General features: G+C 66.6%; 13 protein-coding genes. 4 read left to right on the top strand and 9 right to left on the bottom strand.

Annotated features, from left to right (window positions below; genetic code table 11):
- Positions 1-8 precede the first annotated feature (8 nt).
- From FVD38_RS17750 to FVD38_RS17710, 9 genes are all read right to left on the bottom strand, one after another.
- A complete protein-coding gene (locus tag FVD38_RS17750) occupies positions 9-1,160 on the bottom strand; it encodes an efflux RND transporter periplasmic adaptor subunit (RefSeq protein ID WP_147936047.1) in 1,152 nt (383 codons plus the stop codon).
- Between the two features lie 360 nt (positions 1,161-1,520).
- Complete coding sequence (locus FVD38_RS17745; protein ID WP_147936046.1) at positions 1,521-2,258, bottom strand: 2OG-Fe dioxygenase family protein; 738 nt, start codon at positions 2,256-2,258, stop codon at positions 1,521-1,523.
- A 65-nt stretch (positions 2,259-2,323) separates the two neighbouring features.
- Positions 2,324-3,115 carry a DUF2306 domain-containing protein gene (locus tag FVD38_RS17740; protein ID WP_147936045.1) on the bottom strand — a complete coding sequence of 264 codons (792 nt, stop codon included), beginning with the start codon at positions 3,113-3,115 and terminating at the stop codon, positions 2,324-2,326.
- A 64-nt stretch (positions 3,116-3,179) separates the two neighbouring features.
- Positions 3,180-5,237: a TonB-dependent receptor gene (locus FVD38_RS17735; RefSeq protein WP_147936044.1), complete on the bottom strand. Its 2,058-nt coding sequence runs from the start codon at positions 5,235-5,237 to the stop codon at positions 3,180-3,182.
- A gap of 24 nt (positions 5,238-5,261) precedes the next feature.
- Positions 5,262-5,768, bottom strand: coding sequence for a DUF6702 family protein (locus FVD38_RS17730; RefSeq protein WP_147936043.1), 507 nt, complete (start codon positions 5,766-5,768; stop codon positions 5,262-5,264).
- Positions 5,765-8,110, bottom strand: a complete 2,346-nt coding sequence (locus tag FVD38_RS17725) for a M1 family metallopeptidase (protein ID WP_147936042.1) — start codon at positions 8,108-8,110, stop codon at positions 5,765-5,767. The genes FVD38_RS17730 and FVD38_RS17725 overlap by 4 nt, the downstream gene beginning before the upstream one ends.
- An 80-nt stretch (positions 8,111-8,190) precedes the next feature.
- Positions 8,191-10,554, bottom strand: a complete 2,364-nt coding sequence (locus FVD38_RS17720) for a M1 family metallopeptidase (protein ID WP_147936041.1) — start codon at positions 10,552-10,554, stop codon at positions 8,191-8,193.
- Between the two features lie 149 nt (positions 10,555-10,703).
- Entirely contained in the window at positions 10,704-11,879 is a 1,176-nt protein-coding gene (locus FVD38_RS17715; RefSeq protein ID WP_147936040.1) for a sensor histidine kinase, read from the bottom strand.
- Positions 11,880-11,940: 61 nt separating this feature from the next.
- Positions 11,941-12,981, bottom strand: a complete 1,041-nt coding sequence (locus tag FVD38_RS17710; protein WP_147936039.1) for a hypothetical protein — start codon at positions 12,979-12,981, stop codon at positions 11,941-11,943.
- Between the two features lie 238 nt (positions 12,982-13,219).
- Here FVD38_RS17710 and FVD38_RS17705 point away from each other — a divergent pair, with 238 nt between their 5' ends.
- Genes FVD38_RS17705 through FVD38_RS17690 form a run of 4 tightly spaced genes read left to right on the top strand, consistent with a single transcriptional unit; the run spans position 13,220 to position 20,375 of the window.
- A complete protein-coding gene (locus tag FVD38_RS17705) occupies positions 13,220-14,722 on the top strand; it encodes a hypothetical protein (RefSeq protein WP_147936038.1) in 1,503 nt (500 codons plus the stop codon).
- Positions 14,719-16,221, top strand: a complete 1,503-nt coding sequence (locus tag FVD38_RS17700) for a hypothetical protein (protein ID WP_229493770.1) — start codon at positions 14,719-14,721, stop codon at positions 16,219-16,221. Before FVD38_RS17705 ends, FVD38_RS17700 begins: the two co-directional genes overlap by 4 nt.
- Before the next feature lie 20 nt (positions 16,222-16,241).
- On the top strand, positions 16,242-16,700 hold the full coding sequence (locus FVD38_RS17695) for a hypothetical protein (RefSeq protein WP_147936037.1): 459 nt from the start codon (positions 16,242-16,244) through the stop codon (positions 16,698-16,700).
- Between the two features lie 18 nt (positions 16,701-16,718).
- Positions 16,719-20,375, top strand: coding sequence for a tubulin-like doman-containing protein (locus FVD38_RS17690; RefSeq protein WP_147936036.1), 3,657 nt, complete (start codon positions 16,719-16,721; stop codon positions 20,373-20,375).
- The last annotated feature ends 7 nt before the right edge of the window (positions 20,376-20,382 follow it).

The following is a 20,382-nucleotide window of genomic DNA, read 5'->3' as shown; positions in this document are numbered from 1 at the left end:
TGTCGTCCTCAGCGCGCGGCGCTCGTGCGAGCGGCCGCCGGCGCCGGAGTGGCGACGATATTGCGCACCAGATCGCCGTCGTTGAGGAAGCCCGCGCCCTGGACCACGATCGCCATGTCGGCATTCACGCCGCTTACCACCTCGACCCGCTCGCCCAGGCGGCGTCCGAGGGTCACCTTCACCTGGCTCACGCGGCTGTCCGGATTCAGCCGGAACACATAGCTGAAGCCGTCGCGCACGGCGACCGCCTGCTGCGGCACGGTGAGCGCGTTCGACGTGCCCAGCTCGAAGCGGCCGCTGGCGAACATGCCGGCCTTGAGCGGGGTGTCGTTGGACAGCGCCGGCGGCAGGTCGACGTAGACCAGGGCGATGCGGGTCTGCGGATCGACCGACGGCGCCACGGTGCGCACCTTGCCGGCGATCTCCGCTCCGCTGGCGGCGCGCACGGTCGCCCTGGCGCCGGGCTTGATGCGGCCCAGGTCTTGCGCCACGACTTCGGCGCGCCATTCGAGGCGGCCCTGGCGGATCATGCGGAATAGTTCGGTGCCGACGCCGACCACGGCGCCGACGGTGGCCGTGCGCGCCGAGATCACGCCGCTGTCGGGGGCGACCACCTGCGTGTATTTCAGGCGCAGCTGCTGCTGGGTGAGGGTGGCCTGGGCCGATTTGACGCGCGCCGCGGCGGTCATTTCGCCGGTGACGTACTGGGTAACCTGCTGCGCGCTCAGCGCGCCCGAGCTCTCCAGCGCGCGGGCGCGGTCGGCGTTGGCCTTCGCTTCCTGCTGGTTGGCCTGGGCTTCGAGCAGCGCGGCGCGCGCGCCCTCGATCTCGGCGCGCACCGTTTCGTCGGCAAAGACCGCCAGCACCTGCCCCTTCTTGACCACGTCGCCGACATTCACCCGCACCTCGGCCAGGCGCAGGCCGTTCGATTCGCTGCCGATCACGGCGTCCTGCCAGGCGGCGATGCTGCCGTTGGCGGTGAGGTCGATTGGCAGGCTGGTGGAGGCGGGGCGGGCGGTGCTGACGCTCAGGGCGGGGCGCGGCGGCGCTTTTTCATCCTTGGCGGTGGCGCGGTTGGCGGTGGCCAGTGCGACGGTGGCGCACAGGGCGGCGGCGCCCAGGGCAATGACGAGCGTACGCGGAGCGCGAAGTTTGATCATGGTCTCTATGTCTTTTGGCTATAGCAAAGAAGTGTAGCAAAAGCGGTACGGCCAACCGGTGCGCACGCGCCTCAGCATGGCCGGCGTGGCTGGCACGATAGAGGGATTTGTCGGGCTAAAAGAGGGCCGAAACAGAGGGAATGTCGAAGAATGGGAAATGGCGCACTGCCGCAAACGCCCAGGCAGCCGGCCTGATTTAGAGGGCTTCCTCTATTGAAACAACTACAGTACTTCTACCGTATTGCACTGCACAATAAAAAAGACTATATTGGAACTGTCTCCTCCAGTTTTCTCCGAAAATTGGATTCCCGCCCGCCAACCTTCAGGTTCGCGGGCGTTTTTTTTTGCTTGTGGAAGAGTTCAGGCGTCTTCGCCCTGGAAGGCATTGGCGCGCCAGGTCAGCACCAGCGTATCGCGGTAGCCATGGTCGCGCAGCGGCTGGATCGGCGTCGATTCGTGGATCACGGCGGCGTCGTCCAGCAGCAGCAGGGTCCAGGGCTCGAGCATGGTGAAGCGCTGGCCGGCCGGGCCGTCGGCGTCGAACACGCGCGTTTCGCCGCCCTTGATGTCCTTGCGATTGATGAGGATGACGGCCACGAAGTTGACGCCGTCGCGGTGCGCGCCTTCGGGCGTCGGGCGGCCGATGCCGTCGGCGGTGTCGATGCGGAACTGGTGCGCTTCGACGAACCAGCGCTGCTGGCCCGCGACCTGTGAACAGACTTGGCCCAGCGCACTTAGCAGCCGGTCCCAGGCCGGGTTGGCCACGGTGGCCGCTTCCATCGGCGCGAACAGGCGGTGCATGCCGCCGTGCAGCGCGTTGTACTCGACCGGCTGCCAGTGCGCGCGGTGCGGCGTCTGCGTCAGCTGGCCGGCGTCGTCGATGAAGCAGGAGTGGCGGCGGCGCCGATAGCGGCCGCCGTCCTTGAGGTATTCGTCCAGCTCGAGCCGGTCCCAGCTCGGCACGAGCGAGTCCAGCTCGCCGATGCCGCAGCCGGCCAGGGCGGCCACGTCGGCGGGACGCAGCACGGCATAACCGGTGCTGCGCAGGGCGTCCGTCAGCTGCGACGGCTCGAGATAGGGGAGTTGCGGTGTAGTCATCCCGTTAGCGTAGCACTTTTCGTCTTTACCGGTGAGGGCCCCCGCCGAAGGAAAGATGCGCTGGATCAGGCGAACAGCGGCGCCAGCCGGCGCCCGATATGCGGCAGCCAGTAGGCATGGGCGAACAGCCAGGTCGCCGCCAGCAGCACCAGCACCAGCGCCACGATCCCGGCCTGGCCGAGCACGCGGCGCGGCATCGAGAATCTGGGCGTAGCCTGGCGCCGGATGAAGTATTCGGCGACCAGCAGGTTCGGCACGTAGAAGAAGAAACTCATCGTCATGTCGAACGGCCCGTCGAAGGTGCCGGTATGGCCGGCGCCGCCCAGCCCCTTGAGCCAGATGCCGTAGTACATGCGGTACAGCCAGGAGCCGATGCCGAGGGCGAACAGGCGGATCGCCCAGGCGCGGTGCAGGTCGAGGCGGCGCGCCGCCGCATGACGCCAGGCCTGCAGCGCCGCCAGCACCGTCAGCACGCCGTACAGGCCGAAGCCGATCTCCATCACGATGCCGCCCACCGCGCCCTTCAGGGCCAGGTAGGCCAGGCCGCCGATCCCGGCCAGTAGGGCCGAGACCAGGTAGACGCGGCCGGTCCAGCGGTGCAGGCGCGGATGCCGCATGCGCAGGGCGGGGATGAATTGCAGGGGGCCGAGCAGCAGCACGCTGGATCCGGCGATGAAGTGCATGCCGATCATCGTCGCGGCGGCGATCGCGCCGGGTTCGTAGAGACGCGGCAGCACCTCGTTCCAGTCCTTCTCGAGGGTGCCGGCCAGGATCGCGCCGCCGTAGAAGGTGGCGATATAGATGCTGAAGATGCCGGTGCTGATCCAGACGATGGCGAGCAGGGAACGCAACGGCATGGTGGTCACCCGGGCAGGAGATGGAAAGATCTCATTACAGGCCGGGAGCCACCAAAAGTCAATGCTACCACTGCTTGACCAGGGTCAGGCGCAGCGAGCGTGGCTCGATCGGGTGGAAGTGCACATCGGCCACCGGGGCGGCTTCGCCCTGCAGCTGCGACTCGTAGAAGTAGTCGATGGCCGAGGCGCGCCGGTTGGTGAGATTGAAGGCTTCCAGCTCCAGGCGCAGGTCGTTCGCCAGCCGGTAGCCGATGCGGCCATTGAGCGTCAGGCTGGAACTCGAACGCACGCTGTCGTCTTCGACCAGCGGACGCGGGCCGAACCAGCGCAGGCGCAGGGAACCCGACCACGGGCCGCGCGGGTCCACGGTCACGCCCAGCTGGGCGACGCCTTCGATGGCGCCGGGGATGCGACGGCCGGCGTCCCGGATGCCGTCGAGGTTTGCGCCACGCGAGCGGGCGCGCGCCCAAGCCGCGTCCAGGTCGATCGACAGCCATTTAAGTGGGCGGTAATAGTTCGAGAACTCGATGCCGTAGCGTCGGCTTGGATCGCCCGCCTCGGTATTGCCGGCGTCGCCGATATAGGTCAGCTCGGAATCGAAGTCGAGGCGGTACACGGCCAGCGACGTCTGCATCTTCGGGATCGCCTCGGTGCGCACGCCGAATTCAACACCACGCGAACGCACCAGGCCGGGCGTCGGATCGACCGCGTCCAGGTTCTTCGGATCGACGGTCGCCACCGTGCCGCGCGCATCGTTGCTGTGGAAGCCGTGGCCGTAGTTGGCATACAGCTCGGTCGCCGCCCATGGGCCATAGACGATGTTCAGTGTCGGCGTGACCAGCGTGTCATGCGCCTTACCGGCATTCTCCGGCCGGTCGCCGTCCACGCGGAAGCGGTAGTTGCTGGCCCGGATACCCGCCACCGTGCGCAGCGCATCGCTCCAGCGGGTCGCGCTTTCGATGAAGACGGCGCCGCTGGTCTCGACGATATGGTCTTCGCGCGTGGTCGCGATGCGCTGGCGCTGGCGCGTGTCGTACAGGCCGTTGAAGATATTGTCGTTCTGGACTTGAAAGCCCACCGTCAGGTCGGACGACAGCGTTTCGGTGCGGTGCATATGCCAGGTGTGGGTGGCGTCCAGGCCGGTGGTCACGCGGCGGTCGGGCTGGGCAAACTGGTCGCCATTCACCGGGTCGTTCAGAAAATAAGTGAAGTTCGAGAACAGCGCGAGCTGGTTGCGGATCGCATAGGCGCTCACCTTGCTGGCCGAGTCGGCATCGGTCCGGCGCCAGATGCCCGACAGGCTGAAGCGCCGCGCCGCGCCGCCATCGCTGTCGTCGACCAGGTCGTAGCGCCCCAGGCGGCCATCCCGCACCCCGCGCAGCGGGATCTGGTCGGTGGAATCCCAGTCGCCGCGATAGCCCATTGCGGTCACGCTCCAGCCATTGTTGGCGTAGCCCTGGCTGAACCGCAGCACGGCGTTGAGCTTGCGGTAGTCGTCCGGTCGCGTCCACGGGCCGTCGTTGTGCATCGCTTCCAGCGCGTACAGCAGGCTGCCGCCCGTCACCTCGGACGAGCCGGCGACCAGCGCGCGCCGGTAGCCGTCCTGGCCGACGGTGGCCGAGGCGATGTTTTTCACCAGCCGGTTGGCATAGGTGAGCGAGGCCACGCCGGCCGACGAGAAGTCGCCTTCGCGCGCCGAATAGGGGCCTTTGCGGTAGTCGAGGCGGCCGACCAGTTCGGGGATCAGGAAGTTCAGGTCGGTCCAGCCCTGGCCGTGGGCGTGGCTGCGCTGGTTGACCGGCATGCCATCGACCCAGGTGGCGAGATCGGTGCCGTGGTCGAGGTTGAAGCCGCGCAGGTAGAACTGGTTGGCCTTGCCTTCGCCGCTGTGCTGGCTGGCGATCAGGCCGGGCGTGACTTCGAGCAGTTCGCCCGGGCGGTAGGCGATGCGGCCCGCCAGGTCTTTCGCGCCCGCGCTGCCGGCGCCGGCCGAATCGGCGATGCCGAGCTGGGAGGCGCGCGCGCCCTCGACCAGCACGCGCTGGAGCTGGAAGTCGTCGGCGTGGACGGCGGACGTGGCGGACAGCGCGGCCAGCGCGCAGGCGATAGGACGGAGATGCATGGAATTTCTTAAAGAAGGTATTTGTTACTGCGCCGGCTGCTCGAGCACCTGGCGGGTGAAGGTGAGGGAACGGACCGTGCCGCCCGCGCCCAGGTTGACGGTATTGACCTGCTCGGGCAGGAAGTCGATCAGCACGCCCTGGCGGATCGTGGCCGCGCGGGCGAGCGGCGTGTTCTCGATTTCCTGGTAGATGACGACGCTGTTGGCATCGACCGTCATGCCGATCCATTTGGGCGGCAGGCGCTTGCCGTCCGGGGCGGCGAGCCAGAACTGGCGCTCGACGTACTGGCGCAGCACGTCCTGGTCTTCCGGGTCGGAGAGGTCGAACTGGCGCTGGTAGAGGTTCAGCAGCAGGGCGTCGATGTCGTGCGCCGTGTAGGTGTGGACGATCTCGGTGCTGCCGGTGCGCTCGTTGTACGAGATGTCGGTCATGCCGAAGTGGAAGCGGTGCGCGCTCGCGTTATTACTCACTGCTGTGCTCACGCACAGCAGCAGGGCAAGGCACAGCGTCTTGAAGCCGCGCAGTGTCATTGCGCGCCCTTCAATGGCGTCTTCATGTCGCGCATCAGGTTGCCCGGGTCACGCTCGGTCTTGAACAGCTCCAGGCGCGACGGCGCGGTCTTGCGCGGCCAGCTATTGTTGCTGGTGTCGATGTCGGCGGTTTCCCAGAACGGATCCTGGGTCAGCCCCATGATCGGCTCGTCGGTGACGAACAGCTTGGTGATCTGCTTCGGCGAGTAACGCCACACCTCGGCCGGAATGCGCTCGACGATCTTCTTGCCGCTCTTGAGTTCGATCTCGACGATCAACGGCATCACCAACCCACCCTTGTTGGAGAAGTCGACCAGGGTCAGGTGCTTGCCTTCCTTGAGTAGCGCCTTTTCCCAATCCTCCAGGCCGGCCATGGTTTCCTGGTACTTGTTGCGGTCCTTGTTGGTGACCGTGAACTCGTCGTTCTCGTTGTAGAAGTCCTTCAGCTCGGGATGGGCGTCGATGCGGCGCGCCATGCCCTTGTTGCGCTGGTCCATGACCGACACCGGTTCGCCATTGGCGCGCTCGCGGCGCAGGGCCTTCTCGACCTCCGGGTCCTGGCTGCTGACGGTGTACTCGGTGATGCCGTCGACGCTGATGTCGACAGCGTCGGTGGTGTAGAACCAGCCGCGCCAGAACCAGTCGAGGTCCGTGCCGGACGCGTCTTCCATGGTGCGGAAGAAATCGGCCGGGGTGGGGCGCTTGAATTTCCAGCGTTCGGCGTATTCCTTGAAGGCGAAGTCGAACAGCTCGCGGCCGAGGATGGTCTCGCGCAGGATGTTGAAGGCGGTGGCCGGCTTGGCGTAGGCGTTGTTGCCGCGCTGGAGCGTTGACTCGGCATTCGTCATGATCGGCGCCTGGTTCGTGCTGCGCATGTACGAGACGATGTCGCGCGCCTCGCCGCGGCGCGACGGATAGCCTTCTTCCCAGGCCTCTTCGGCCAGGAACTGCACGAAGCTGTTCATGCCCTCGTCCATCCAGGTCCACTGGCGCTCGTCCGAGTTGACGATCATCGGGAAGTAGTTGTGTCCCACCTCGTGGATGATCACGCTGATCAGCCCATACTTGGCGGCCTTCGAATACGTCATTTCGCCGGTCTTGGCGTCCTTCACCGGCCTGCGCCCATTGAACGACAGCATCGGATATTCCATGCCGCCCACCGGGCCGTTGACCGAGATCGCCACCGGATACGGGTAGTCGAAGGAATACTTGTTGTACTGCTCGATGGTGTGGATCACGGCCGGGGTGGAATACTTTTCCCACAGCGGATTGGCCTCGGCCGGATAGTAGGACATCGCCATCACGTCCTGCTTGCCACTCTTGATGCCCTGCGCATCCCAGATGAACTTGCGGCTGGTGGCGAAGGCGAAGTCGCGCACGTTCTGCGCCTTGAAGCGCCAGGTGCGGGTACCGGTGGCGCGGCCTTTCTCGTTGGCCTGCGCCTCGGCCTGGGTGATGATCATGACCGGCTTGCCGGCCGTGCGCGCCTGCTTGAGGCGATCGCGCTGTGCCGGGCTCAATACATCGCCGGGATTCTGCAGTTCGCCGGTGGACGCCACCACGTGGTCGGCGGGCGCCGTGATCTGAACGTCGTAGTCGCCGAATTCGAGGGTGAACTCGCCGTCGCCCAGGTATTGCGCGTTCTGCCAGCCGGCCGCGTCGTAGTAGGCGGCCATGCGCGGGAACCACTGGGCGATCTCGTAGATGTCGTTGCCGTCGTCGAAGCGCTCGAAGCCCATGCGGCGGCCCAGCACGTTCATCTCGGGGATGTTGAAGCTCCAGGCCACATTGAACGACGTGCGCGCGCCCGGCCTGAGCGGCTGCGGCAGGTCGATCCGCATCATGGTCTTGTTGATCGTGTGGCGCAGGGGCTTGCCGTCGCTGCCGGTGACGCTGGCGATGTGGATGCCGCCGTCGAACTTGCGCGACTCGAGCGTGAAGCGCAGGGCGTCGAACTTGACGCCATCATTCCCACGCGGCTGCCACGCATCTCGCGACGGCAGGGTGGCGATATTGCGGTTGTCCGAATCGTTGCGGAACATGTTCTGGTCCAGCTGCACCCACAGGTAGGTCAGCGTGTCCGGCGAATTGTTATGGTAGGTCACGGTGCCGGCGCCCGACAGCGAGCGCTTGTTCTCGTCGAGCGTCACGCGCAGCCGGTAGTCGGCGCGCTGCTGCCAGTACTTGTGGCCGGGCGCGCCCGCCGCGTTGCGGGTCTCGCCCGGCGTCGGCAGCAGTTCCTCCAGCTGGCGGAACTTGTCGTCGAAGACGGGGCCGGCGGCGTTTGCGGAAGCGGAAAGTACAAAGGCGGCGAAGGCCGCCTGCAGGTGCTTGAGAATCATATGGGTGACAACAGAAGGTAAAACACCGTAGGGTGGGCGGCTATGCCGCCCACGCGTTCAACTAAAAGACAGGCAGCCGATCATTCCGCCGGAGCAGCGTCGCCGCTTTCCTTGGCCTTCAACTTGGTATTAAAATCGCGCATCAGATTGTTCGGATCACGTTCGGTCTTGAACAACTCCAGTCGCGACGGCGTCGCCTTCCTCGGCCAGCTGTTATTACTGACGTCGACGTCGGCCGTCTCCCAATAGGGATCCTGGGTCAGCCCCACCATCGGCTCGTCGGTGACGAACAGCTTGGTGATCTTCGCCGGCGAATAACGCCACACCTCGGCCGGAATCCGCTCGATGTACTTCTTGCCGCTCTTGAGCTCAATCTCGACCACCAGCGGCGTCACCAGCCCGCCCACATTAGTGAAGTCCACCAGGTACAGGTGCTTGCCTTCCTTGAGCAGCGCCTTTTCCCAGTCCTCCAGGCCGGCCATCTTTTCCTGGTAGCGGTTGCGGTCCTTGTTGGTGACGGTGAAGTCGTCGTTCTCGTTATAGAAGTCCTTCAGCTCGGGATGCGCATCGACGCGGCGCGCCATCCCCTCGTTGCGCTGCTTCGTGACCGACACCGGTTCCTCCGCGCGGCGCGCGCGCTGCATCGCCTTCTCGACTTCCGGATCCTGGCTCGACACCGTGTATTCGGTGATGCCGTCCACGCTCACGTCGACCGCGTCGGTGGTGTAGAACCAGCCGCGCCAGAACCAGTCGAGGTCCGTGCCGGACGCGTCTTCCATGGTGCGGAAGAAGTCGGCCGGGGTGGGACGCTTGAATTTCCAGCGCTGGGCGTATTCCTTGAAGGCGAAGTCGAACAGTTCGCGGCCCAGCACCGTCTCGCGCAGCACGTTCAGTGCGGCGGCCGGCTTGGCATAGGCGTTGTTCCCGAACTGTAGCAGCGACTCCGAGTTGGTCATGATCGGCACCTGGTTACGGCTCTTCATGTAGTCGGTGATGCGGCGCGGCTCGCCGCGGCTGTCCGGCCAGTTCTCTTCCCAGGCCTGCTGCGCCAGGTATTGCACGAAGGTGTTCAGGCCCTCGTCCATCCAGGTCCACTGGCGCTCGTCCGAGTTGACGATCATCGGGAAGTAGTTATGGCCCACTTCGTGGATGATCACGCCGATCAGGCCATATTTGGTGCGCTGCGAATAGGTGATCTCGCCGGTCTTCTTGTCCTTGCTTGGGCGCGGGCCGTTGAACGAGATCATCGGGTATTCCATGCCGCCCACCGGGCCGTTGACCGAGATCGCGGTCGGGTACGGGTAGTCGAAGGAGTACTTGTTGTACTGCTCGATGGTGTGGATGATCGCCTGGGTCGAGTATTTCTCCCACAGCGGATTACCCTCTTTCGGGTAGTAGGACATCGCCAGCACGTCGACGTCGCCGCTCTTGACGCCCTGCGCGTCCCAGATGAACTTGCGGCTCGAGGCGAAGGCGAAATCGCGCACGTTCTTGGCCTTGAAGTGCCAGGTTTTCGTTGCCGTGCTGCGCGCCTTCTCGGCCGCTTCGGCTTCGGCCTGGGTGACGATGATGACCGGCTTTTTCGCCGTGCGCGCCTGCTTGAGGCGTTCGCGCTGGGCGGCAGTGAGCACGTCGCCCGGGTTCTGCAGCTCGCCGGTCGACGCGACCACGTGGTCGCTTGGCACCGTGATGCGCACGTCGTAGTCGCCGAATTCCAGGGTGAATTCGCCCGCGCCCAGGAACTGCTTGTGTTGCCAGCCATAGACGTCGTAATAGGCGGCCATGCGCGGGAACCACTGGGCGATCTCGAACAGGTCGTTATTGTCGTCGAACTTCTCGTAGCCGGCGCGCCCGCCCAGCACCTTCTGCTCGTTGATGTTGTAGCGCCAGTCGATGCTGAAGGTCACGCGCGCGCCTGGCTTGAGCGGCTGCGGCAGGTCGATCCGCATCATGGTCTTGTTGATGGTGTGCGGCAGCGCGCGGCCGTTCGCGTCCTTCACCGCCAGGATGTCGAAACCGCCGGGGAAGGTTTGCTGCTCGAGCAGGGTGCGCAGGCCGTCGAATTTCAATCCGGTCTGCGCGGTCGCGCCGGTCCAGGCATTGCGCGAGGGGAGGGCGGCGCTCTGGCGCGCGTCCGAACCCGGCTTGTAGATGTTCTGGTCCAGCTGCAGCCACAGGTACTTCAGGGTGTCCGGCGAATTGTTATGGTAGGTCACCGTGCCGGCGCCGGAGAGCGCGCGCTTGCTCTCGTCGAGCGTGGCGCGGATCGTATAGTCGGCGCGCTGCTGCCAGTAGGCGTGGCCCGGCGCGCCGGACGCGGTGCGCACCGATCCCGGCGTCGGCAGCAGTTCGTCGAGCTGGCGGAACTTGTCGTCGAAGGGTGCGGCCGCGAACGCTGACGTGGCGAGGCATAGCGCTGCCACGCCGATAGGCAAACGGAACATGATTCCCCTGGATTTGTTGTTGATGTAAGAAAAGAATTCTAATCCTGATATCAATCAACTGCTCAGGGGATTTGTAAAAATCCTGAAACAGTCGAATCGGGTGCCGCTCGGGCGATCTGCATCGCACGCCTTCACAGCCGCGCTGGAATCTATGCGACCGGCATGCTGAACGTGAAGGTGGTGCCGTTCGCGCCGGAGCGCACGCCGATCGTCCCGCCATGGCCTTGCGCGATCTGGTCGACGATGTACAGGCCCAGTCCCAGGCCATCGTCCCTGCTGCGTGAGCGTGCGCGCCAGTAGGGTTTGAACAGTTGCGCGATAACATCGGGACTCAGGTCCGGCCCCTCGTTGCGCACTTCCAGCACAAAACGGCTGTCGTCGATGTCAACGCGAACTTCGATCGGACACCCTTCGGCGCCGTGCACCAGCGCGTTCTTGAGCAGGTTCGACAGCAGTTGCGCCAGGCGCTGGGGATCGCAGCGCAAGGCCAGGCCGCGCTCGATGCTGCTGGCGATGGCGCGACCGGGATACACGCTGCGCAGTTCTTCGATCACCTGTTCCAGCACCCGGTCGATGTCGGCGTGGCGGGCCAGGTCAAGCACCAGTCCCGAACCCATGCGCCCGCGCGTGAAATCGACCACGTTATCCACCAGCCCGGACATGCGCAGCGCGCTGCTGCGCATTCGCTCCACCAACTGGCGGGTCATCGGGTCATCGTGGCGCCGCGCCAGCAATTCGGCGCCGGTAAGGATCGCCGAGAGCGGCGTGCGCAGGTCGTGGCCCAGCACCGCGATGAACTGTTCGCGCAGCTCCGCGGTGTCGCGTTCGGACAACAGCGCGGTGCGGGCCGCGCTCAGTGAGCGTTCCGTTTCGAGCTGGCGCGACACCAGTTCGGCAAACAGGGTCAGGGCGGGGATGATGGGTCCCTCGCTCAGCCGGGCCGGTTCCGGATCGAGACCGCACAAGGTGCCGAAATAAAAGCCGTCGGGGCGAAAGATGGGAATCGAAAAATAGCTCTGGAACCCGTAGATGCGCGGGGTGTGGTGATCGCGGTAGCACTCGCTGTCGCGCACGCAGTCGATGACGACCGCCTGCCGGGAATCGCGCACTTCCTCGCACAGCGTGGTGGTGACGTCCAGCGCCGCGCCAGGGACAAGGCCGAATCCGAGGCCGTCATGGACCGCGCAGGCGGTCCAGCTGTCGGAGGTGACGTGGGCGATGCAGACGAAGCGCAGGCCGGTAAGCGCGGCAACGGTTTCCAGCATCCGCGGAACGGCGGCGATGGCCTGGATTTCCCTCACATGACTCGATAGCGAGTCCGGCATGATGGGCTCCCGTTTTACAATTGACCATCATACCACGCGATACTGCCGCGCCAGGCCGACATCAGGCCAGCCAGCGACCGTCCGCGTACACCCTTTCATCGCCCAGCCAGACCGCGTCGGTCACCGCGAACACGTCGATGTGGTAGCGCGCATCCTTGCGTTTGAAGCCCGGCTTCGGATACACGCCATGCTTGGCGCCGAGCGACAGGTGGATGCCGCACATGCGCTCATAGGTGCCGATGTCGTCCACCCGCAGCTCGCGCGTGAAGGCGCGGTTCAGGCCGAAGCCAAGCTCGCGCACCCAGACTTCGCCTTCCTCAAGCCGGATATTGTCCAGCACCTGCTGGAAGGCCGGTGTCGCGTTCTCGGTGGCGACCACGCGGCCGGCCTCGATCACCAGGGTCACCGGCACGTCCGGGCGGTTGGAGCGGTAGCTGGTGTCGCCGAACACGTGGATCTGCACCCGGCCGTGCACCGCTTCGAGGTCCAGCGCTTCGGTGAACACTTCGCCGATCGGGAACTGGCCGCCGACGTTCTTCATGTCGCCGTAGTCGCCGATATTCAATTTGGCCGGCTCGAACGGCGAGGCGAAGGTGAGCGTCTCGCCGCCGCCGACCACGCGGCCGTGCGGCGCGCGGTCGATGCGCTCCTTGAGCGCGCGCCCGGTGCCGCGGAAGTAGGCCGGGTCGTAGGCCAGGGCGTCGATGTAGTGCTCGCCCTGGATGCCCGGCATGCGCGACAGGTGTACGTGCTCGATCACTTTCAGGTCGCGCTTGAACAGCTCGACCCGCATGCGAAAGCCGTCGAGGCGGAAGTTCGACGATTGCAGCAGCACCACCAGCTCGCCCGCCACCATCGTGCCGAAGGCCGCCAGCACCGCTTCCGGCGTCACGCCGTCGAAGTCGACGAAGGTCGCCTCCGGCAGGTTGCGCCGGTAGCCTTCGAGCAGCGCGCGCGAAAGGCCGGTGCGGGTGTCGTACACCACCAGCGCGCGCTGCGCGGGACCGTGTTCGAGCGCGATCGTCAGCACGTCGGCTAGATGCCTGGTGGCGGCATCGATGGCGTGCGAAGGGAGGTCGGCGTGTGGATCGGCAGCGGTCATGGCGGAATCGGAAGGGCTGAAGAGGTGGAAAGGCAGGCGGCCATTATACGTATGTCTGCCGAAAGTTCCCCGCCGGGGCACGCGATGAGTTCGATTATTGATGCGTCCGGGATCGCGCGACGCTACCTCGTGAACGGCGCGCCGCGCGCCGGTTCACGGAGCTATCATTTGAGCAACAGCAATGACGCGGCCTGCGGGTAGTGTTTCGAAAAATTATTTGGCAGAGCGAAAGGCAGCAATGGCATACAGATGGGAAACGCCTGCCAGCATCTGGCAGGAAGACGAGACAAGCGGCGAATTCGCCCTGCTCGCCAGCGAGGGCCTGGGCCCGGTTGACTGGCACGGGCGCGCGCGCCAGCGCTTGCCCGACGTCGCCCACGTGCTCGGCGCTTCGCTGCCCCTCGATTGCCGCTGTTCTCCGATCTATCCCGAAGGTTTCGCCTATTGCCCGCGTTGCGGACGTCCGCTATTGCGCCTGGGTGGCGCCGCCGCGCGAGCGCGCGGGTGGTGGGGACCGGGTGGGGACGACATGCTGCCGCGCCACGTGCCGCACGGTCTGCCGGTCACCTCGACGCCGCTCGGCGACAGCCTCGAAGAACGGCCGGCGGCGCCGACGCCGGGTCGCTGCGACCTGACCATGCCGGCGCCGCCCAATGCCTGTTCGGTGTTCGCCGCCGCCGGCTTCGGCTTTCCCGGCGAGCGCCTGCTGGCGCTGGCCCACACCCGCGGCGTGCTGCAGTACTGGGATCCGCTGGGCGGAAGCTGGCATGTACTGACGCCCGAAGCAGGCGCCGCCAGCCTGGTGTTTACCGCGTCCAGCCACGCCTGGATCCCGGCGCAGGACCCGCGCCGCGGCGAGGCCGGTGTGGTCCCCGGCCTGGACGGCCTGCAGCGGCTCTGGATCGACCCGGTCAGCGAAACCTACCGCACCGAGAGCGTGCTGGCCGCGCCCATCGTGGCCGCGCCCGGCCTCATGCGGCGCCACCTGGCCTGCCTCGCGGGCGGCATCGATGCCGTGCGCCTGTGGAGCATGCGCCTCGACCTCGATGAAGTGCAGGAATATGCCTGCCCCGATGCGCCGGCCGCCGGCTGGAGTCATCCGCTCGGCTACGACGGCCGCCTGTTCTGGCTGCACGCCCAGGGACAGCTCACCTGGCGCCCGGGCGAGGCGCCGCAATTCTCGCCATGGCCGTTGCGCTGGCAACCGCGCCTGGAGTTCGGCGGGCCGACCCAGAGCCGCGACGGCCGCCTGTGGCAGATCGGGCACGATGGCCAGGGGTACTCCTATCTCGAACTTGGCGCTGGCTCCGACCACCTGCCGGCGCGCATGGCGATCGACGGCGCGCGCCTGGGCTTCGCCAACTTCCTGTTCCGGCGCGGGCATCCAGTGCTGGACGAGCCGTGGTCGAACGAGCACGTCGAAGATCCGCACCACGACGACACGCTGGTACTGCCGCTGCTGCGCAGCTTTAACAATAACCGCAGCCAGCCGAGCGGCCTGGTGCTGCGCTTCCACAAGGCGAACTTCCGCGCCGAAGAAGCGTTGGGGGCGGGAGAAAATGCGCGCATCATTCCGCGCACCACCGTCGAATGGATCGGGCGCCGCAACGTGATCCTGGACGAGATCGCGCGCCTTTCCCGTCCGCTCGAGTGCGTGCCGGTGGTGGCGGGCGGCTGCCTGTGGCTGCACCATCCGGACTGGAACCAGATGCGCGGCTGGCGCCTGGACGAGCCGTTGTGATCACGACGATGATGAAGACGATCGCACGTCCACTGGCGGCGGCCCTGCTGGCCGGCGTGTCGCTGTGTGCGCAAGCAGTCCCACATGTGTTTTTGGTGCAGAACTCGGGCTGGATGGAACCGTTCTACAGCGATCCCAAGTCGCCTTTCAAGCCGCTGGTGGCGGCGCTGGCGGGCAGCGTGGTCCAGCCGGGAGACGCGCTGGTGCTGGCAAGCTTCAATCAGGCCCGGGAGGGGGCGCCGTCGCCACGCGCGCTGCTGTCGTTCAAGGCGGGCGAGGAACCGGTTCGCGCACGCGTGGCGCACGCCATCGCCAGCCTCGATACGGCGCGCAAGCCGGGAGGCGCGGCGCTGGCCGACACTGATCTTGGCGAAGCGGTGCGCGCCGCGACGGGACAGGTGCTCAAGGGCCAGCCGGGCATCGTCTGGCTGGTGACGAACAATCGCAACAGCCCCAATAACGACCAGGCCACGGCCATCCGCAACCGCGAGTTCTATGCGCTGATCCACGGCGGCGACGCGATCACGAAGGCGTTGGCTTTCCCGCTGCGCATGCCGGTAGCGGGCAAGCATTACAGCGCGAACGGCTTGATGGTGTACGCCTTCGCCGTCGGGCCGCAAGGCGCGGCCGCGCTCGATGCCCTGCTGGCATCCGGACGCATCGCCCAGGTGATCACCGAGCCGCCGGCCCGCCTCAAGCCGCTCGACCGCGACACCGTGCGGCTGGCGCCGCGCCGCGTCGTCAATGCGCCCGGCGTCTCGTTCACCTCGGATGCGCGCGGCGTGCTGCGCGCCGACGTCGCCCCCGATGCGCGCACGCCCCAGGCGCGCATCGAATGGTACCTGGAAAACACGATGTACCCGTACACGATCAGCTCCGCCACCCTGAGCGCGCGCTCGCTACTTGCCGGCGAGAGCCGCCCGATCGCGCTCGATACCCAGCGCGTGCGCGCGCTGGCGCCCGGCCAGCCGGCGCCGCTGGGCTCCAGCATGGCGCTGCCGGTGGCGCAGATTCCCGATAAATGGTCGCTGGCCGCGCTAAAGTCCGCGGGTTCCGCCTACGTGCTGCCGGGCCGGATCGAGCTGCACCTGGCCGACCAGGAGCTGGCGCTGTCGCAGGCCTTCCGCCAGCGCATGGCGGCGCTGTTCCCGGGCGATCCGCTGCCGGACATCTTCATTCCGCCGGCGCGGGTGCAGGCGTCGACGGCGGTGCTGCCGGTGGAGGTGCGCGTCCATTACGGTATGGGGCCGCTGCTGGCGCTGGTCGGGGCCTTGCTCGCGCTATTGGCGCTGCTCGCGGTGGCCGCCTGGGCCTTGGCGCGGCCGCGCAAGGTGCAAGTGACGGTGGACGAAGAGATGCGCACCATGCGCGGCCGCGCCGGCACCACGCAGGCGATCCATGACCGCCATGGCGAACAGGTCGCGCAACTGAAAACAACGCTGTTCGGCCATCGGCTGCTCGATGTGCGCGAAGGCGCGCAAGTGCGGCTCGGCCGCTGAAGACAAGAAAGGAAAACGCCATGCAGGCAACCCAGCCACCAACCGATGCCCCATCTCCCGCCGATCCCGGCTTCAAGCTGCCGGAGGAATCGGCCTCGCCGCAGGACTCGCTGCCGCAGACCTTGCCCGACACCGCCACCCGCCCGGTCGAAGTGATGCCGGTCGACCCGCACACCTTGCCGGTGGCCGACACCTCGGACCGCGACCTGGCGATCGGCGGCATCGTGTTCCTGATCCTGATCAGCGTCTACTTCTTCGCGCGCGGCGCCTATGTGCATCACCTGGTGAGGAAGCGTGTGGCGCCATCCTCGGCAGGCAATGCGGGCTGGCTGCTGTTCGTCGGCCTCGGCTTCCTGTCCGCGGCGGCGGTGCTGGCCATCATCAATGCCAGCCGCTTCCTGACCTTCGCCGTCACCGGTCCGCTGGTGGCGGTGGGCTTGGTGGCGCTGGTCGCCTCGTTGTTCATCGGCCGTCGCTAAAAAGGGAGTCCCCACACCATGGCAGAATTCCCACATCCTTCCGGCGTCAACGCCCGTCCGGCCGAGCTGAAGGTCGACCTGCGGCCGACGCTGTTCATCGGCGCCGGCGGCACCGGCATGGAAGTCATGATGCGCATCCGGCGTCGCATCCTGTCGGCGGTCTGGAACCGGCGCCATCCGACCCGGGTCGAATCGATCGCCGACTTCCCGGTCGCGCGCTTCCTGCACTTCGACCTCGATAACAATGCCGTCATCGACGAGGGCAAGTCGCAGCGCACCGATCCTTGGTACGAACTGGTGCGCCTCTCCGACGAGGAACGCCTGGTCGAGCCGCTCGACCTGCCGCAATACCACGAGTCCGACGACAGCCTGGCGCGCTTTCCGCTGATCGAGAGCTGGATGCCGCTGCGGCCCAAGAAACTGCGCTCGCTCGGCATCGATCCGTCGAAAGGGGCGGGCCAGATCCGCGCGCTGGCGCGGCTCTACCTGTTCGACAAGTATCCGAAGCTGCGCGGCCGCATCAAGGGCGCGCTGAACTACCTGAGCAGCAATGCCGGCATCGAGCGCAAGGAGAATTACCAGCGCCTCGGGCTGCAGGTCGACACCTCCAAGTTCCGTATCGTGGTCATCGCCTCAGCCGCCGGCGGCACCGGCGCCGGCAGCGTGCTCGACCTGGGCTGGCTGTCGAAGGCGATCGCGCGCCAGGAAGTGTCCGACAGCCAGGTCGACCTGGTGCTGCTGATGCCTTCCGGTTTCGCGAAGGCCAACAAGGAGCGCACCGAGGCCAATGCCTACGCCACCCTGATGGAACTCGAGACGGCGATGCGCGACATGAACGCCAGCGTGGCGTGGGCGGAGCCGGACAGCATCGCCGGCCGCGGCGCGCCTTATGACGACGTGTATTTCGTCGACACCGCCAACCTGGCCAACAAGGCGACGCTGGACGTCAAGGACGTCTACCAGATGGTGGCCGACACTTTGTTCGAAGACTTCGCCTCGGCCGATTTCGCCAACCGCAAGCGTTCGGTGGCGGTCAACCAGCAGCAGCACAAGCTGGGGCCGTACAATCCGCGCGTGCCCGAGGCGCGTTTCGGCGACATGCGGCTGTCGTACTCGAAGGTGTATTCGAGCTTCGGCCAGTCGGTGCTCGACACCCAGCAAAGCCTGCATGAAGACATCCGCGCTTATGAACTTGCGGCGCTGATGGTGAAGGCGTTCTTCGGTCTTGCCGGCACCGATGGCCTAAGTGGGAACAATGCGGGGAACAATGCGGCGCGCCGCGCCGGTGACGCCGAGCGCGACGCCTTCATGCGCGAGCAGATGGAGATGGCCGAGCGGCCGTTCGACGAATTCCCCGACCTGCGCAAGGGTTCGGTGGACGTCACACCGTTCACCGAGTACGCGCTGACGACCGCGCTGCTGCAGGACCGCGACGGCCGCTCGCTGCTCGAGCGCGTGGAAAGCCGGGTCCAGCTCGAGATGGACCGCATCATGGCGTCCTACGACATCAAGCTGTGGCGCGAAAAAGTGTCCGAACTGCTGCCGCAGCTCGAACGCGACGCGATCCGCGAGGCCGGCGCCACCGCCGAGACGAGCGAGGACCGTATCAAGCGCCATACCGGCGAGCTGTCGAACCGCCTGAAGGGCAGGGTGCGCGAGCGCCTGTACGCCCTGCTCGATGACCGCCGCCAGGGCGGACTGGAATTCGTGCTGTCGCTGCTGGAGCAGGTCAAGGCGCGGCTGTCGCAGCGCGACCTGAGCCATGCCGAGCGCAATGGCCGGCGCTACCGCGACATCCGCGATGCGCTGCGCACGCGCCAGGTCGAGGAATCGCTGAACAACCTGGGCCAGGCCGCCGGCCGCCTGTTCGGCAAGGAACCGCAGGCGCGCGAAGTGATGGGCCACCTCAAGCGCGACCTGGCCGATTACCTGCGCTTCCACCTGCTCGCGGTGGCGGCCGGCCAGGCGATCGAGGTGATGCGCTCCCTGTCCAGCTGGCTGGGCGATCCGCAATCGACCGATGAACAGGGCCATGCGCAGTGGAGCGGCATCGCCGGCGAGTTCCAGGAAGGCCGGCGCGCCGTGCAGGCGATGCTCGGCGCGGTGGACCAGCGCATCATGCAGCTGCGCGCCGACGCGCGCCAGGAACATGCGACCACGATCAAGCTCGGCGTCGATACGACGCCGGCGCCGGTGAGGCTCACTGGCGACACCAGCATCTGGAGTGAGGAAGTGCTGCTCGAATTCGGCGGTTCGGCGCGCCTGTTCCCGCAACTGGGCGACGAGCGCCTGCGCGCCGAGCTGCTGCTCAAGCTGTTCCGCCGCGCGCAGTTGCAGCTGTCCAGCCAGGATCTGGACCAGCAGGAGCCCGCCGATCCGCTGCTCGAACGCTTGTCGAGCCTGTCGCCGCAGGAGCGCCAGCGCATTTTCGCCGAGTGGATCCGCAGCGCGATGCCGTGGGTGAATGCGCGTTTCTCGGCCGAGTTCACGCCGAACGCCGACCAGTTCAAGTGCTTCATCGGCGTAGGCGATCCGATCGCTTGGCGGCGCATGGAGGCCGAGATCCGCGCCGCCGTGCCGACCGGGTACTTCCATGGCGAGCTGGTCTCGATCGTCAACACCGGGGTGAGCGGCAGAGCGGTGTGCTATATCGAGCTGTCCGGCTATCCGATGACGGTGCTGCGCGGCCTGCCGACCTGGCGCGCCTCGTACCAGATCGAGAACCCGAAGATTCCGACCCACCTGCATTTCGACGCCACGCGTTTTCGCCATCCGATCTCGCCGTCGATGGACGAGCTGGGACGGCTGGCCGACGATTACGAGTGGTATTTGCAGGCGATCGCGCTGGGCGTCATCCGGCGCAAACCGGAGCTGGGCGACCGCGAGGCGGATTTCCAGCCGCGCGGCCAGTACCTGTTCGAGGTCGAAGCGGGTTCCGGCGAATGGCTCCAGGTCGGCAACGAGTTCGCGATCCGCTCCAACGGCCTGCCTCCCTATTATCGCGAGGGGATCATTGCGGCCGTCCAGGCCCGCCTGGCGCGTCTCGGCCCGCAGCGGCTGATGCTGCTGGCGGCGCTGATGCGCTACTACCAGCTGCGCGTGTATGAGCCGCGGCTCGAAGTCGACGAGACCGGCGCCCAGCTGCCTTCACCCTCGCTGCCGAACATCACCGCGCGCCGCCTGTACGACGGCTGGATCCGGCGCGCCCGGGCGGCCGACCCGGCCCTGGGGCCGGCACGCATCGAAGCCCTGCTGGGCCAGGTCGAACGCTGGACCGAGGCCGTTCCCGGCTCGAGCCAGGACGCCTATAGTTGGGAAGTCGAGCGCGCGGTCGACAAGCGCGTGATCCTGTCCGCGCCGCTGGCGGATGAGGAAGCGGCGGCGCAGGCGCTGGCGCAGCGTCCCGTCGCGCCGCCACCGCTGCCGACCACCACGCCGCGCTTCAAGCTGTTCGTCGGCGGCGCCCAGCGTGGACCGTTCACGGTCGACGAGATCGCAGAGCAGGCCGCGCGTGGCGAGATCGATCATGCCACCCGCGCCTGGGACATGCGCTGGCATCCGAAGATCGGCAAGTGGAGTACGGTGGGTGAGCTGCCGGAATTGGCAACCGTGCTTGGCCGGACGGGGGATGAGGTCATACCCGATCCCGACGACGGCGTGCCGGATCCGGAGTAGGACTGAA

Source organism: Massilia arenae, from assembly GCF_008014745.1.
GTDB lineage: Bacteria > Pseudomonadota > Gammaproteobacteria > Burkholderiales > Burkholderiaceae_D > Telluria > Telluria arenae.
The sequence above is the reverse complement of the archived record's forward strand: the minus strand, read 5'-3'. Positions and strand labels throughout refer to the sequence as shown.